Origin of the sequence: Pontibacter ramchanderi (assembly GCF_002846395.1) — a bacterium.
Lineage (GTDB): Bacteria > Bacteroidota > Bacteroidia > Cytophagales > Hymenobacteraceae > Pontibacter > Pontibacter ramchanderi.
In genome coordinates, this window is the sequence record NZ_PJMU01000002.1 from 116,517 (window position 1) to 131,983 (window position 15,467).

A 15,467-nucleotide genomic window follows, 5' to 3' on the forward strand; every position below is an offset into this window, starting at 1 on the left:
AAATAAGGTGCAAAGGTACGAAGATTAGCGCTAATCTGCAGCGATTTGTGCAGGCTCGTCTTCTTCGAGCTGCGGCTGACAGTTAAGCAGCAAGTACCGCAGCAGTTCGCTGTTGGTCTTACAAAGCAGCAGCAGGTATACCACAAAAGGCAGCACAACTACCCTATACCTGTTGAGCGTGCCCAGGTTCGGCATACTGTAAGCCAGCAGAACGCCCATCACAAAGATGTATACCAGCAATGCCGTGAGTAGATAGCCATAGCGCCACTTCACACGTCCGGCCTCAAACAAGTCGCGCACAAAGCCAAATGCCAGCGCCAATAGCAGTGTATTTTCAAGGGCAGCTACAAAGGTGCGCACATTGTATACCTCCCAGATGAAAGGCCGGAACAGCATCCCGATAAAGGCTAATTGTGAGTGCAGCGCAAAGCTCAGGTAGGTCGGCTCCAGAAAAGGAAAGTCGATGCGGGGTTTGTCCTGCGAGGCCAGCAGGCTAACCTGGTAATTGCCATACACCACATCCGGCAGGGCCTCGAGGTTCAGATTAGGGTTGAGTTGCGTACCTAGCCAGGCTATACCTGAAAACAGCACCAGCAGTGCCAGCCCTTTTAGCAGCCAGTGAATGTGCGCCAATTTCGGGCTGTAAAAGATCACTTTCAGGAGCAGCGCCAAAGCTAAAGTTAGTGCCAGGGCCACGGCTACAAAGTATTTCACGAGCCAGATCAGGTATAGGCCCAGCACGGCCAGCAGCAGGTATAGCACGGGCCTGCGCTTCAGCTTCCCGTACAGCAGGTATAAGCTACTGCCCAGCAGCAAACCCATCCCTCCCATCAGCACGCTCTCTTTGAGCACACCCGATGACCAGAAGACCACCGAGGGGAATGCCAGAAAGGCCACCACAGCAGGTATAGCCGTTGTTGGAAAATACCGGGCCAGCGCATTGACGAAGAACCAGAGCCCGGCAAAGCTGAACAGCGACAGGTAGAGTGAACTGAGGTAGTAGTTGCCGTTTGTCAGCAGCAGGGGCACGCTCAACAGACGCGGCATGTTCCAGGCGCTTTCATAAAATGGCTTTTGCAGCCCTTGAAAGGGTGTTCCTGTAGGGTCGTTAGAGAAAAGATACTGCAAGTAGGCACCTATACCTTGCTCGTGAGCCAGGTCGGTCATCAGGAGGGCGCGCTGGTAATAGAGCTGCGTATCGCCTTTGTCGTACACATGAAAGCTCAGCACCCCGATCAGGAGCCCGCAGGCCAGTTTGAGCAGTAGCGTCGGGAAGAAGAAAGGCCGCAATTTGGGGTTCCAGTCCTGTTTCCAGAGCCACCAGATTAGCCCAGCCAGCACCAGCAGGTTCAGGCCGTAGATCAGTACACTCACGTAGTTGGTAGATTTTGCTTCATAATCTTGTTGCCAATGGCACAGCGCAGGCAGTTTACCGGCTGGCAGTAGCGTTTGTAGAGTCCGAGGGCAGCCTGGTTATCAGCCGCAGAGGCGGCTTTCCAGCCCAGTTCCTCATACTGCCGCGTAATGCGGTTACTGGCTTCTTTCACCTTTTCGAGCAGCTCAACCGCCTTGTCCAGGTGCTCCAGCTGCTGCGTGTGCACGGCGTAAGCCGCCAGCAAGGGCGCTGCCACATTGATGGTCAGGTTCTGCGCACTCGACTTGCCCAGTTGCACCTGCACCGCCTTCGACTCCGCCCCAAAGGTATAATGTTTTTGCCAATAAGCCGACACCGGTGCCAGCCACAGCGCATCGTAGTTTTTGACGCCCTCGGTTTGGATGATGGTGGAAAACAAGCTTTTGTGCTTGTGAAGCAAGGCCGCCAGTTGCGCCAGCCGTACCGTCGGAAAGTTAGCAGGACGCATGCGCAGGAAGTTCCAGTGGTGGCGTTGCATAGCTTGCTCCTGTAGCTTGTACTTTTGGCTCAGGTAGGCATGCTCTTTGGCCAGCGAGGCGCTGTACTCGTCTACATGCTCAGCCAGAAAACCTGCCTGCCCAAACAGCAGAGCCTCCAGCTGAAACAAATCGTGCTGATGCTTGCGCACCACCTGCATCGGCAGCGCACGGGACAGTCGCTCGAAATGCTCCTGGTTGATCTTGAAGCCGAAGCCTTTGCTCAGCACCTGAAAAGCGGTGGCTTCCCAATCATTACCAAGCTGGCGGTATACCTGCAACACCTCATCGCCTTTCAGCTCCAGCCTTTCGGTGAGGGCACGGCCCAGCATCATGGTTTTGGTGATATCAGGCACGTGGGGCCAGAAGCCGGCGCAAGGTATAGCATAGGGAGCCCGCCGCAGTTGCTCGTAGGTTTGCAGCATCGCCAGGTTTACCCTGTTTTTCAGTTCCAGTGTAGGTATAAAGGTACCATCGGTACGGCGCACAGCCTCGTCGGCTTCCCACACCACGTGCAGCACCACCTGGTTGTACTTAAAATCGAGTTGGTGCTGGTGTCGCCGCCAATCCGAGCCGCGCAGGTGTATCTCCACGCTACCCGACCACTCCACCTCCCCTACCCGGATGATCGCCTCCTTGAAATCCGGTCCGGCGTCGGTGTTATACATTCCCACCCGCAGCACCTGCACCAGTTCCCCTTCTACTGTGTACAAATCCGTTTTGTCGAAATACTGATGCTGCCAGATGTAGTGCAGGAACTCTTCCTTCATGGGCGGTAGTTGTGGGTTGGGAAAGAATACGAGTTTAGAAGTTTGGGAGTTTGAGAGTTTAGGAGTTTGAGAATTATGAATGAAGATTTAAGAATTGAGATTATGGAAAGGGTTAGCAATTTTGCATTTGGGGAAAGCCTGAAACAGTGGACAAAGGAATTTGCACTGCGGTGTATCCGTCTGTTCAGGGCACTACCTAAACAAGCGGATGCTTACATTTTTGGGAAACAGTTATTAAGGTCAGCTATATCGGTTGCTGCTAATTACCGCGCTGCTTGCCGGGCACGCTCCAACGCTGAGTTCGTAGCAAAGATAGGTATAGCCCTTGAAGAAGCTGACGAATCGCTTTTCTGGATTGAGCGCTGGAAGAATCCGAAATAGTAACAGCAAGCCGTCTAGCCGCTCTGAAGCAAGAAGCCAATGAACTAACCGCCATATTAGTGACAATCAGAAAATCATCCTATAAACGCATCAACTCCTAAACTCCCAAACCCTTAAACTCCCAAACTTTTGTATCTTTGCAGCCTTAAAATTAAACGTTTATGATTTCAGTTGACGCGGTGAGCGTGGAGTTCAATGGGGCGGCCCTTTTCAGCAATGTTTCCTTTAACATCAACGAGAACGACCGCATTGCCCTGATGGGGAAAAACGGAGCGGGTAAGTCTACTTTGCTCAAAATTATAGCAGGCGCCAGCAAGCCTACCCGTGGCAAGGTGTCGGCTCCGAAAGATGCCGTGATCGCTTACCTGCCGCAGCACCTGCTCACCGAAGACAACTGCACCGTGTTCGAGGAGGCCTCCAAGGCTTTTGCCAAAGTGCTCGACATGAAAAAGCAGATGGATGCCCTCAACGCTGAGCTTGAAACCCGCACCGACTACGACTCTGATGAATACTACAAGATCATCGAGCAGGTATCGGAGCTGGGTGAGAAGTACTACTCCATCGAGGAGATCAACTTCGACGCGGAGGTAGAGCAAACCCTCAAAGGCCTGGGCTTCTCCCGCGAAGACTTCACCCGTTCCACCACCGAGTTCAGCGGCGGCTGGCGTATGCGCATCGAGCTGGCCAAGATCCTGCTACAAAAGCCGGACCTGATCCTGCTCGACGAACCGACCAACCACCTCGACATCGAGTCCATCCAGTGGCTGGAGGATTTCCTGGTAAACAATGCTAAGGCTGTGATCGTGATCTCGCACGACAAGACCTTTGTGGATAACATCACCAACCGCACCATCGAGGTAACGATGGGCCGCATTTACGACTATAAGGTAAACTATACCCAATACTTGCAACTGCGCAAAGAGCGCCGTGAGCAGCAGCAGAAACAGTTCGACGACCAGCAGAAGGAGATCGCCGACATTCAAGCGTTTATTGACCGCTTCAAGGGCACTTACTCGAAGACCCTGCAGGTGCAGTCGCGGGTGAAGATGCTCGAGAAGATGGAAATTGTGGAGGTGGACGAAGTGGACACCTCGGCTCTGAATGTCAAGTTCCCCCCAGCGCCACGCTCGGGCAACTACCCTGTTATCGTGGAGGAGCTGACCAAAAAGTACGGTGACTACACGGTGTTCAAAGATGCTTCCATGACCATCAACCGGGGTGAGAAAGTAGCTTTTGTAGGCAAGAACGGTGAGGGTAAGTCGACGATGGTAAAAGCCATTATGGGCGAGATCGACTTTGAGGGCAAGCTGCAACTGGGCCATAACTGCCTGATCGGCTACTTTGCCCAAAACCAGGCCGCCCTGCTCGACGGCGAACTGACCGTTTTCCAGACCATCGACGAGATTGCCGTGGGCGATGCCCGCACTCGCGTGAAGGATCTGTTAGGCGCCTTCATGTTCAGCGGCGACACCATCGAGAAGAAAGTGAAAGTGCTATCCGGTGGTGAGAAGACCCGACTGGCCATGATCAAGCTATTGCTGCAACCGGTGAACCTGCTCATCCTGGACGAACCGACCAACCACCTCGACATCAAGACTAAGGACATCCTGAAAGATGCGCTGAAGGCTTTCGATGGCACGATCATCCTGGTGTCGCATGACCGCGACTTCCTCGACGGGCTGGCTGACAAAGTGTTTGAGTTCGGCAACAAACGGGTGCGCGAGCATTTCGAGGATATCAACGGCTTCCTCCGAAACAAGAAAATGGAAAACCTGCGGGAGATTGAACGCAGCGCAGCCAAGTAACAAACGAAAGCCCTGGTTCTGCGCCGGGGCTTTTTGCTTTAAATTGTGAATTGCCTGAACCGTAACTCCTTTTCCGTATACCTTAAAAACACTGAAAAACCTGAGATACTTCGTTACAGTGCCATCACCAGCTTAAGCGCCTCAATTTATGAGTAACAATAGCGGGACCAACATTGCCCAAGAACTAAAGTTTTACCTATTCGAACTAAAGCAATCGGAGCGACTCTGGCACATTCCGGTGCTGGCTTCTTTGTGCGTAGGTATACCCCTGTTCGTTGGCTATTATTTTGGCCGGCTGGATTACAGCATACTGGCTTCAACCGGCGGCCTGGTTATTTTATACCTGCCCTCCACGTCCCTGGCCAACCGCATGCTCACATTGCTGGTCTGCTCGTTTGGGTTTGTGATTTCATTCGCCGTGGGCATCAGCTTTAGCTTTAACCCGATCATGTCTTCTGTTGTACTGGGCCTGTATACCTTGTTTGTGCACTGGGTAGCTAAATATTTTGCCATGAAACCGCCGGGCAACTTCTTCTTTGTTATGCTGGCGTGCATTGCCAGTGCCTCCCCCTTCGACCTGGCAAGTATACCCACCAGAATAGGCTTAATCGCAATGGGCACTATCTTCTCCTGCGTGCTGGCATTCTTTTACAGCCTTCTGATGATCAAGAAACACCGGTCTGGCTCGGCCTTGCTCTATATTAAGAAAAATGCCTTTACCAACCTTGTGGAGTCAGCTGTGGTAGGTATGTTCATTGGCGGCTCTTTTCTGATCGGGCACCTGTTGGAGTTGGAGAACCCGTACTGGGTGCCTATCTCCTGCCTGGCTGTAATGCAGGGCGTGAATACCCGCCATATCTGGCAGCGTAGCCTGCACCGGATTCTGGGCACTTTCGTGGGGCTGGGTTTAACCTGGCTGCTGATCTCCCAAAATCTGACTGCGCTGGGTATTTGCGTAAGCATATTGGTGCTCCAGTTTATTATTGAGATGCTCGTGGTGCGGCATTATGGCTTAGCAGTTGTTTTTATCACGCCCATGACCATTTTTCTGGCAGAAGCCAGCAGCGCCATGACTGCCGACCCGAACGCGCTGGTATACTCCCGGTTCCAGGATATATTGGTGGGTAGTCTGATTGGTGCGGTGGGTGGCTGGGTGCTGTACCACCAGAAACTGCGTTACAATGCAGTGCGGCAGCTTCGTAAAACACGTGTGGCTATCTTGCGCCGGCAACCCAACCGCTCCGTCTAGCTTATACAACTTTTCTTAAGCTAAAAAGCTGTGTCAAGAGATGGCTGGTTTGTTTAAAGTTCTATACTTCAGGTATAGGCACTGGGTAACAGCCATTATGCTTTCAGGTATAAGCGGCTTGTTTGGAGGGTGCTTTACTACTTAAGGTATAAAAACTCCATGGTATAATCGGTGTATTCCGGCTGGGTTATGCCGATCGCGTAGGGAAGGTTTTCGGGCGTGGTATACCTTTTTCGGTAAGCCTGATCGATTTGCCTATTCAGCGAAGGGTCTTTACAAGGTATCCCTATAACATTCACTACCCTTTCACCAAACTTGATCTGCCCCTCTTTTTCTTCGAGAAGTGTGGTAAACCAGCTACGTTCGCTCTTTCCCCAACTTCTAGCAAAGATCCGTCCTTCCACATTTACCATCCAGATATTCAGGAACGTCGATCTGGCTTTGCCTGCTTTAATGCCGGTTAGGGTGTTTTCCTCCAAGTGTCGGTAGAATTCTACAGGAAATTCAGATGGTGGCATAGCTGATAGCATGGTTTGCGCTCCTACAAATGCATTACATACTGCTCCAGGTACTGCTCCATCTCTTTCTGTACTTCCAAAGCAGCTTCACGGGCTTTTTCGGCGAAGTCGCGGCCAGACGAGGCGTAAATGATGGCGCGGGAAGAGTTGACCAAAAGGCCGCACTGCTGGTTCATACCCAGGCGGGAAATCTCTTCCAGGCTGCCGCCCTGGGCACCCACGCCCGGTACCAGCAGGAAGTGGTTCGGTACGATGGCCCGCACCCGCTCAATATACTCGCCCTGCGTAGCACCTACTACATACATCATTTGCCCTACGCTGGCCCAATTGGCGCTCTCGCGTAGCACTTGCTCAAACAGGTACTCTTCGTTACCATCCGACAGCTTCAGCATCTGGAAGTCTTTACTGCCTGGGTTAGAAGTAAGCGCCAGCAGAATCACCCAACGGCCCGGCTGCACCAGAAAAGGCTTCACTGAGTCCGCGCCCATGTAGGGGGCCACGGTAATCGAGTTAAAGTTCATGGTCTCGAAGAAAGCGCGGGCATAAAGCTCCGAGGTATTGCCGATGTCGCCGCGCTTGGCATCGGCTATGGTAAAGATTTCCTCTGGTATGATCTCCAGCGTTTTCTCCAGACTCACCCATCCCTTTGGCCCCTGCGCTTCATAGAAAGCAATGTTCGGTTTGTAAGCCACGCACAGGTCGGCGGTGGCCTCCACGATCTGGCGGTTGAACTCAAATACCGGGTCCTCGTGGTCGAGCAGGTGCTCGGGCAAGCGCTTTGGGTCGGTGTCGAGGCCAATGCACAGGTAGGACTTTTTCTGGAGGATTTGCTCAAACAGCTTTTCTCTGGTCATGACAGGTATGGGGGCTTAGGTTCAAGGTAGAGCAAAGCTAGTTTATTTAGAGGCAGCTACAAACTTTTTATACCTGCAGAGCCCACTAATTATAGTATCCGACCAAATCTTATAAGACTTGCAACCCTTCCACCATAAAAAGGATCGACATAGTAACCAGCAACTTAAATCCAAAGTCCATGAATCGACTTGTTTGCCTCTTTGCTATTATGCTCTTCTCTGTAACGGGCTGTTCTAAAGAAGACGCTGAGCCGCCGGCACAGGAGCGCCCCGCTCCTATTGTGCGTGTGGAAGCGCCGGCAACTGCCCAGGCAGGTGAAGCGGTGGCGATGGATATTTACTTTCAGGTGAACGGAGGTTGCGGCCAGTTCGGGTCTTTTGACATAAGCACTTCCGGCAAGGAAACAGTTATCCGGGTCGTAGCAAAGTATAGAGGGAAGATCTGTACCGATGATCTGCCTATCCGAATGGCTGCCTATACCTTCCGCCCGACCGAGGCCGGTACTTATACTTTTCGGTTCCGGTCCACAACGCAGGTAGGTTTTATTTCTAAAATCATCGAAGTCAAGGCACCCTAAGCACCTTATTATAGCAACAAAAAGAGCTGCCCCAAACAGAGCAGCTCTTTCCTTTTATCATAAATTGGTTGGTTTATCGCAAATCTACCACCTGCACGCCTTTGTATTTGGCCTTATTGAAGCTAAAGGCGTCAGAAGCCAGCTCAGGGTTTGCCTGGAAGTTTTTGATGGTATAGGTATAGCGGTTGCCGTTATTGCGGAACATCTGCCAGCTCTTCAGCGATTTATCTTTTTGGTTGATGTGCAGACGCACCTTAAAGATTGGGTTACTGCGGTCTACCGGCGCCAATTCGATCACGTCGTAAGTGTCAGCGCCCTGTTTTTCGGTGCCGGCATAGGCGTACTTGTAGCCTTTCTTATACATGTCGAATATCTTGCTTGGGGCCATGGCCTCTGCTTCGGCGTCGGACTCCGTGATGGTCACTTCGTTTACTTCTTTCAGGTAAGTCCACATCAATTTGCCGTCGCTGATAATCTCCTGTCCGCTCACAGCCAGTCTATACTTGGGGCCACTCACCAAAATGTCGCCCTCCATAGTTTCTTTTACCTTGGCCGACGGATTCTCCAGTGTTTGTGCAAAAGTCGCTTTAAAAGCTTTCATACTTCTGTACTTCTGGCTCATCTGGTCCAGTATTTTGCCTGCTTTCGGGTCCTGCTGCGCATGGGCCAGGTTCACAAACATAAATACGGCCAGCAATAGGGATAATACTCGTTTCATTTTAGTAGGTGTCTTGTTTCGTTCTTTCTACAGCGTATTCAATAACTGTTCCAAACTGTACTCGTCCGGAATTAAAACCTCACGGGCCTTGCTACCCTCAAACGGCCCCACGATGCCTGCCGACTCCAGCTGGTCGATCAGGCGGCCGGCGCGGTTGTAGCCCAGCTTGAGACGGCGCTGCAAAAGCGAGGTACTGCCCTGCTGGTGCTGCACAATAATGCGGGCCGCTTCCTCAAACATCGGGTCTTTGGAGCTCGGGTCGAAGTCGGCTTTCTCGTTGCCGCTCTCGTCGCCCACAAACTCTGGCAGCAGGTAGGCGTCGCTGTAGCCCTGCTGCTCACCAATGAAGTCGCAAATGCGGTCTACTTCAGGTGTATCCACGAAAGCGCACTGGATGCGAATCATGTCCGAACCGATAGAGAAGAGCATATCACCCTGGCCAATCAGCTGGTCGGCGCCACCGGCATCCAGAATGGTGCGCGAGTCGATTTTGGAGGTTACTTTAAAGGAGATACGTGCCGGGAAGTTCGCTTTAATGATACCTGTGATCACGTTCACCGACGGTCGCTGTGTGGCTACCACCAGGTGTATACCGATGGCACGGGCCAGCTGGGCCAGACGGGCAATCGGCGTCTCCACCTCTTTGCCGGCTGTCATCATCAGGTCGGCGAGCTCATCTATCACCAACACAATGTAAGGCATAAACTTGTGTCCCTTTTTCGGGTTCAGCTTACGCTCCACAAACTTCTTGTTGTACTCTTTCAGGTTACGGCAGCCGGCATCCTTCAAGAGGTCGTAGCGCATGTCCATCTCCATACAGAGCGAGTTGAGCGTGTTCACCACCTTCTTAGTGTCGGTGATGATGGCCTCCTCTGTATCCGGTAGTTTGGCCAGGAAGTGGCGCTCAATCTTGTTGAACAGCGAGAGCTCTACCTTTTTCGGGTCGACGAGCACGAACTTAAGCTGCGAAGGGTGACGCTTATAGAGCAGCGAGGTCAGGATGGCGTTGAGACCAACCGACTTACCCTGCCCCGTGGCACCTGCCATCAGCAAGTGGGGCATTTTGGCCAGGTCGGTGATGAACACTTCGTTGGTGATGGTCTTACCGAAAGCAATTGGGAGGTCCATCTCGCTCTTCATGAACTTCTCCGTCGACAGGATCGACTTAATCGACACCATCTCCTTTTTGGTGTTCGGCACCTCTATACCGATTGTACCCTTTCCGGGTATAGGCGCGATGATGCGTATACCCAAGGCAGCTAAGCTCAGGGCGATGTCGTCTTCCAGGTTTTTGATCTTGGAGATACGCACACCGGCATCCGGCACGATTTCGTACAGCGTCACTGTCGGGCCAATAGTGGCTTTGATGCTGGCGATGCCGATGTTGTAGTGGCCCAGCGTGTCCACGATTTTATCTTTGTTGGCCTCAAGCTCCTCCTTGGTCACCGATACTTTGGTGGTACCGTAGTCGTTGAGCAGGTCAATGGTCGGGTACTGGTAACGGGCCAGGTCCAGGGTTGGATCGTAGTTTTCGGTTGCCAATACATCGGCAACTTCCTCTTCCGGCGTCTTCTCAACTTTCAGGTCCAGCAGGTCGTCGCCGTCAGCCGTGTCAAATTCATCCTCAGCCAGTTCTTCCTCTAATTCAGTTTCAATGTCGAGCTCCAGGGTAGGTGCCGATGTAGGTATAGCAGGCTTAGACGGTTCTGGTTTGATGGCGCTCAGCTCCATTTCGAGAGCACGGTTAATGGCCTCTTCCTCTTCTTCAGCCAGGTATAGGTCATCTTCCTCTTCTTCGGCATCCAACGAAGCGGTCGGGTCGGCGTTGTGGTTGATGTTGCGGGCCGAACCATGCACCACATCGCGCAGCGAGGATGCGCTACCGCGCTCAATTTCCACATCACCGGTCTCCTCAGCGGCAGGCTTGCTCCAGCTCATGCTGGTGATATTGAAGAAAAAAACCAGGAAAATAAGCAACAGGAAGCCCAGCAGCAGGCCACTCCCCCAACCGATCAGGCTGCTCAGCCAGATGGCTGTTTCGATGCCAATACCACCTCCCAGGAAACCCAATTCGCTTACTGTATTGGTGGTCAGCACGACGTAGCCCAACGTCAGGCTCAGCCACAGCGTCGAGAAAGTGCAGAGGCCCAGCACATACGACATGGAGATAGATTTCCAGCGGAATACGATGCGACTGCCCGCGAAGAATGCGATCGGGATCAGGAAGAAAGCTCCTATACCTAGCAGATTATAAATAAAATAATGCGAAACCCAGGCCCCAAACAGCCCTAGCCAGTTCTCCGCCTCCTGCCCCGACTCCTTCAGCCCCGTGCCCTGCACCGACTCCACCACGCTTTGGTCTGCCTGCCCTGTAAAGAGGTAGGACACGAACGCGATGGTCATGAAAAATGAGATAAGCAGAAAAGAGAAGCCGATGAACAGTTTAAAGCGGCGGTCCGTCAGGAAAGCGGGCGCTTTGATACTGAACCGGAAAGACGGCAGCTTGAAAAAAGGCTTTTTCTGTTTCTTTTGTTTCGTTTTTTCGCTGGCAGGGGCAGTACCACGTGGTTCATTACGGCCACGCACTTCATTCCTCGCCCTTCCCGTGCTTACTGCATCGTTTCTGTAAGTGTTCTTCGCCATACCCTTCGACTAATTAAGATTTCAAATTTACATTTTTTCAACACACGCCGCTCAGCAAATCTGAAGGCATTTGTGGAAATGTGCTAAAAAAATGAACCTCCCCCCGGCCCCCTCCTTTTGTCGATGGCCCCTACTCCTAAAACAGGAGGGGGAGCTCAAAAGGGATACTCTAATATTGAATTGGAACGTCTTCATCAGGAACTGTTGTTGGTCACCAAAAATATAGTTCAAGTGTGAAAGGACCAGTTTAGTTTGCCGCATCTGTAACAGATTAGAAGCAGGCTTAGAGATGAAAATACGCCAGCAGAGGAGTTCCTATGATCAATGCTACGGGGCAAAAAGCTTGAGAGAAGAAAATTCAGACGGCAACCCAGCATTGAAAATTATGAGGTAGACTTCTACTGTGGCTCTGAAAAACTAGTCATCGAAGTTGACGGATCTGTTCACGACTCGCCCGAGGCAATTGAAAACGATAGTCTTCGGGATGAGACATTGACAATTGGGGATTTAATAGTAATGAAGAGATCTTCAATCAAATGCAGACCGTGCTACAGAAAATAAAAGCTTCATTTTAAATCTCCCCCTCCTGTTTTAAGGGTAGGAGCCCTCGACAAAAGGGGGGGGGCCGAGGGAGGTTACTTCAACAACCGTTTATTAATACCCGCAATCAGCGCAGGTCCTTCGTAAATAAACCCGGTATACAGCTGTACCAGATCAGCTCCAGCCTCTAACTTCTCTACAGCATCCTCCGCCGTCATGATACCGCCCACGCCGATGATCTTGATGTGCTGTGGCAGGTGCTGGCGCAGGTAGCGGATGATCTCGGTGGCATGTTTGGTGAGTGGCTTTCCGCTCAGGCCGCCGGCACCAATCTCTGAAACGCGGCTAACTGAAGTGTGTAGACCTTCGCGGCTGATGGTGGTGTTGGTGGCAATAATACCACTGAGCTTGGCGCCAATGGCTATTTCAATTATATCATTTAATTGGGCCTCGTTCAGATCCGGAGCAATTTTAAGCAGCAGGGGTTTGGCCTTGGGCATGGAATTGTTCAGCTCCTGGAGCGCCATCAGCAATTGCTGGAGTGGCTCTTTTTCCTGCAGGGCGCGCAGGTCGGGCGTGTTGGGTGAGCTCACGTTTACCACAAAGTAATCGACTACATCATACAGTGCCTTGAAGCAGTAAATATAGTCGTTCAGTGCCTCCTCGTTAGGCGTTACCTTGTTCTTGCCGATGTTGCCGCCGACAATGATGTTGCTTTTGCGGTTGCGCAGTCGCATTACTGCCGCATCCACTCCCTCGTTGTTGAAACCCATGCGGTTGATAATGGCCTGGTCTGCCGGGAGCCGGAAAAGGCGTGGCTTCGGGTTGCCCTCCTGCGGTTTGGGTGTGAGCGTACCGATCTCGATAAAACCAAAGCCTAGTTCTCCCAACTCATCCACCAGTTTGGCATCTTTGTCGAAACCTGCTGCCAGACCTACCGGGTTGGGGAATTTCAAGCCGAACAACTCCCGCTCCAGCCGCTTGTCTTCAACCCGGAACATACTTCGGCTGATGCCTTTTGTGAACGGCAGACTGAAGGCCGTGCGTAGGGCATCGGTGGTGAGGTAGTGTACTTTCTCGGGGTCTAGTTTGAAAAGCAGCGGACGAAGGAGGCTCTTATACACGGCAGCGGATTTGGTTGTGGTTAGCTGCCCGCAAAGATAGAAAGAGAAACCATACAGCGCTTGAGAATTCTGGTATGGATGATACGCATCCTGCGGCGCATTCGGACCTGCGAGTGTCTGACACGAAGGTAGCAGCCAAACCCTGTTACGAGGCTCTTCCGTCGAGCCCTAAACACTCCCGGGAGCTGCGCAGACCGCTAGGTCTTTGCGCTATACCTTGTTTAGTGTTTAGCGCTTCAACTGCTTCCAGTATCGCTCTAATTCCGGATTCTCTTTAATCGACTGCTTCTTCTCCCCTATCAGATCGTTCAGCACCTTGATGCGGTCGCCTGTGTTGGGGTGTGTGCTCACAAAGGCGAGCATCTCCGATTCGCTGCCCGATTGCAGGCGCTCCATCAGCAGAATGACACCTTGTTCGTTCAACTCGTTTCGTCGCAGCAGTTCCAACCCTTCCCGGTCTGCTTCGAGTTCGAGGCTGCGGCTATATTCCAGGTTGCGCAAGGCTGAGGCATTGTCGACCAGCACGGCGGCGACTCCGCTTACATCACCGAAAAGCACCGAGGCCAACATGTAGTAAGACAAACTGCGCGCCATGGCACGCAGCGAATGCCGGTTTTGGATGTGCGCCAGTTCGTGCCCCATCAAGGCGGCCAGTTCTTCGTGGTGCTCCATTTTATCGAGAATCCCTTCGTACACCACCACATAGCCTCCAGGCACGGCAAAGGCGTTTACATCATCGCTCTTTACCACGGCAGCCGTAATCGGATAGTCTAAATTCGTATCCAGCTCATTGAGATAGGCATTCAGTGCAGCCGTCTTTTCATCATTCACCTGGTAGCCCTGCAGCATTTTTGTGTAAAGCTGCTCGCCCAGCTGGCGCTCGTAGCTCTCCGGGAAATGCATGGCCACCCGGTCGGCCAGGGCGGGTATACCCCAAACAACAAAGGCCACCAGCAAGCCGAGCAGACCCAGGGCCAGCGCGCCTATACCTGCGCAGCCCATACCCAACACGCTGCTGTAGCCAGACTTCAGGAAGGCTGCGCCACGGTACTGTTGCTGCAGCGCTTCCCTGAATCCTGGATCTACGACTGAAATACTCTGTTGTGGGAATTTTCCATAGCGCAGCAGCGTGGTTACATCGTTGAACTCCGACTGGTGTATGCCTGCCACTTCCCAATGCACCGAACCATATGCCTCGCCAGCCCAATAGTCTATTTGCAGCCCGTGTGGCAGCAAGGCGATCTGCGCCGGCATGCCTTTGGAGCTCTGCCCGTTGTAGTATTTCCCTTCAAATGTCATGTTAGATTACACCGATGTCCATCATGTCTGTCATGCTTTCGTAGGTGGCCGAATCGTAAGCGGCTTCGGTCTGCACCAGTGCGTCGGCATCAAAGTGTCCGCTCATCACGGTGTTGTTCATAATCAGCGCCATCGTGCGTGTGGTGGTAAATGGCACACCCAGCCCGAGTGTGAACACCACGATCAGGAGGTTGCCCACTGTCAGTTTGAGCACATCCCAACCCGAAACATGACACTGCAGGCGGCTATACGTACCGTCTTCCTGCAGCACCACAATGTTGTTTACATAAAAATGCAGCAGGTTCTTGGTGTACCAGAAGAAGTAAACCCCCAGTGTAAAAATGGAAAACAAGTAGCCCTTTATGTTAATCAGGAAAAGATCGGCTCCATCGCCTACGTAACGCAGACGCACATTACCAAAACGCACGTTATCGATCATTTGCTTGCGCAGCTTCACGATAAACCACGAACTATAAATACCAAGTGTGAGGATGGTTAGAAAAAAGCCGATCAGGTAGGTGGAGTACATGTCGGAAAGCGTGCCCCGGTAACCCATGTGAATGCCACGCCAGCTGGTGCGGGACGTGCGGTAGCGCATCATACCGTGCAGTGCTAAAGGCACCAGCGCCAGAAAGCCCAGCAGAAACACAGCGTAGGCCAGCAGCATCATGCCTATGTTTTCTGTTACCACCGCGTAAATCATAAATGCATACAGCGATGCAAGTATGACCACGCCCTTAATAAAACCGATAAACATCTCTTTGCCGGTGCCATGGAAAATGAAGGGTGTGCCGGCCAGCTCGGTTTTGCGGTACAGGTACTGCAGCGGCTTGGCCTTTGCCCACGGGTAATAGAGACCCAGCGTCAGCACAGTGAGCAGGATGTTCACGATCTCAATGGCGAAGTACTCAGAGCCTTAGCCGGTGAAAGAGAAATGGGTAGTCTGTTTTTCTTTTTCGAGTAAAGTTGTTGTCATAAAAAGCTTGGAAATGGGTTGAAAAAAATAACACAGGCCATGCATGAAACACAGCCTGTGTTATTACAGCTTTTAAATATAGTAATTATCAATTACCAACTCTATATATCGCTGCTTTTCAG

The 15,467-nt window shown here is 52.0% G+C and carries 14 protein-coding genes and 1 pseudogene; 5 read left to right on the forward strand and 10 right to left on the reverse strand.

All coding sequences use genetic code 11. From position 1 onward, the window contains the following. Window positions 1-30: 30 nt before the first annotated feature. Window positions 31-1,374: a hypothetical protein gene (locus BD749_RS07230; protein WP_101443747.1), complete on the reverse strand. Its 1,344-nt coding sequence runs from the start codon at window positions 1,372-1,374 to the stop codon at window positions 31-33. Further along, entirely contained in the window at window positions 1,371-2,660 is a 1,290-nt protein-coding gene (locus BD749_RS07235; RefSeq protein WP_101443748.1) for a DUF2851 family protein, read from the reverse strand. The genes BD749_RS07230 and BD749_RS07235 overlap by 4 nt, the downstream gene beginning before the upstream one ends. 75 nt (window positions 2,661-2,735) lie before the next feature. Here BD749_RS07235 and BD749_RS07240 point away from each other — a divergent pair, with 75 nt between their 5' ends. The 3 genes from BD749_RS07240 to BD749_RS07250 all read left to right on the forward strand — a co-directional run bounded on the left by BD749_RS07240 (window position 2,736) and on the right by BD749_RS07250 (window position 6,095). Then, window positions 2,736-3,041, forward strand: coding sequence for a four helix bundle protein (locus BD749_RS07240; protein ID WP_245868891.1), 306 nt, complete (start codon window positions 2,736-2,738; stop codon window positions 3,039-3,041). Window positions 3,042-3,202: 161 nt separating this feature from the next. Beyond that, window positions 3,203-4,846: an ABC-F family ATP-binding cassette domain-containing protein gene (locus tag BD749_RS07245; RefSeq protein WP_101443749.1), complete on the forward strand. Its 1,644-nt coding sequence runs from the start codon at window positions 3,203-3,205 to the stop codon at window positions 4,844-4,846. 148 nt (window positions 4,847-4,994) lie between these two features. Continuing rightward, entirely contained in the window at window positions 4,995-6,095 is a 1,101-nt protein-coding gene (locus BD749_RS07250) for an FUSC family protein (protein WP_101443750.1), read from the forward strand. A 137-nt stretch (window positions 6,096-6,232) separates the two neighbouring features. Here BD749_RS07250 and BD749_RS07255 read toward each other — a convergent pair whose 3' ends face one another. Together BD749_RS07255 and pyrF are read right to left on the reverse strand one after the other, a co-directional pair. After that, a complete protein-coding gene (locus BD749_RS07255) occupies window positions 6,233-6,613 on the reverse strand; it encodes a DUF2255 family protein (RefSeq protein ID WP_101444688.1) in 381 nt (126 codons plus the stop codon). 23 nt (window positions 6,614-6,636) lie between these two features. Beyond that, a complete protein-coding gene (gene pyrF, locus BD749_RS07260) occupies window positions 6,637-7,467 on the reverse strand; it encodes an orotidine-5'-phosphate decarboxylase (RefSeq protein ID WP_101443751.1) in 831 nt (276 codons plus the stop codon). A gap of 179 nt (window positions 7,468-7,646) precedes the next feature. On the opposite strand from pyrF, the gene BD749_RS07265 reads away from it, so the two are divergent. After that, window positions 7,647-8,045, forward strand: a complete 399-nt coding sequence (locus BD749_RS07265) for a hypothetical protein (RefSeq protein WP_101443752.1) — start codon at window positions 7,647-7,649, stop codon at window positions 8,043-8,045. A gap of 73 nt (window positions 8,046-8,118) precedes the next feature. Here the strand turns inward: BD749_RS07265 and BD749_RS07270 are convergent, their stop codons facing one another. Together BD749_RS07270 and BD749_RS07275 are read right to left on the reverse strand one after the other, a co-directional pair. Then, window positions 8,119-8,763 (reverse strand): LolA family protein, encoded by a 645-nt coding sequence (locus BD749_RS07270; protein WP_101443753.1) that lies wholly within the window; start codon window positions 8,761-8,763, stop codon window positions 8,119-8,121. A 27-nt stretch (window positions 8,764-8,790) separates the two neighbouring features. Further along, window positions 8,791-11,406, reverse strand: coding sequence for an FtsK/SpoIIIE family DNA translocase (locus BD749_RS07275; RefSeq protein ID WP_101443754.1), 2,616 nt, complete (start codon window positions 11,404-11,406; stop codon window positions 8,791-8,793). A gap of 324 nt (window positions 11,407-11,730) precedes the next feature. Here BD749_RS07275 and BD749_RS19745 point away from each other — a divergent pair, with 324 nt between their 5' ends. Continuing rightward, a complete protein-coding gene (locus tag BD749_RS19745; RefSeq protein WP_101443755.1) occupies window positions 11,731-11,967 on the forward strand; it encodes an endonuclease domain-containing protein in 237 nt (78 codons plus the stop codon). A gap of 74 nt (window positions 11,968-12,041) precedes the next feature. Here BD749_RS19745 and BD749_RS07285 read toward each other — a convergent pair whose 3' ends face one another. From BD749_RS07285 to BD749_RS19670, 4 genes and pseudogenes are all read right to left on the reverse strand, one after another. After that, entirely contained in the window at window positions 12,042-13,070 is a 1,029-nt protein-coding gene (locus tag BD749_RS07285; RefSeq protein WP_101443756.1) for a quinone-dependent dihydroorotate dehydrogenase, read from the reverse strand. A gap of 228 nt (window positions 13,071-13,298) precedes the next feature. After that, the gene (locus BD749_RS07290) at window positions 13,299-14,369 is read right to left on the reverse strand and encodes a M48 family metallopeptidase (RefSeq protein ID WP_101443757.1); all 1,071 of its coding nucleotides are present in this window, start codon (window positions 14,367-14,369) and stop codon (window positions 13,299-13,301) included. A 1-nt stretch (window position 14,370) separates the two neighbouring features. Beyond that, window positions 14,371-14,808, reverse strand: a complete 438-nt coding sequence (locus BD749_RS19665) for a YjgN family protein (protein ID WP_262502999.1) — start codon at window positions 14,806-14,808, stop codon at window positions 14,371-14,373. Next, window positions 14,785-15,273 (reverse strand): annotated as a pseudogene (locus BD749_RS19670) (DUF898 family protein); the annotation flags it as partial. The gene BD749_RS19665 and the pseudogene BD749_RS19670, both read right to left, overlap by 24 nt. Window positions 15,274-15,467 lie beyond the last annotated feature (194 nt).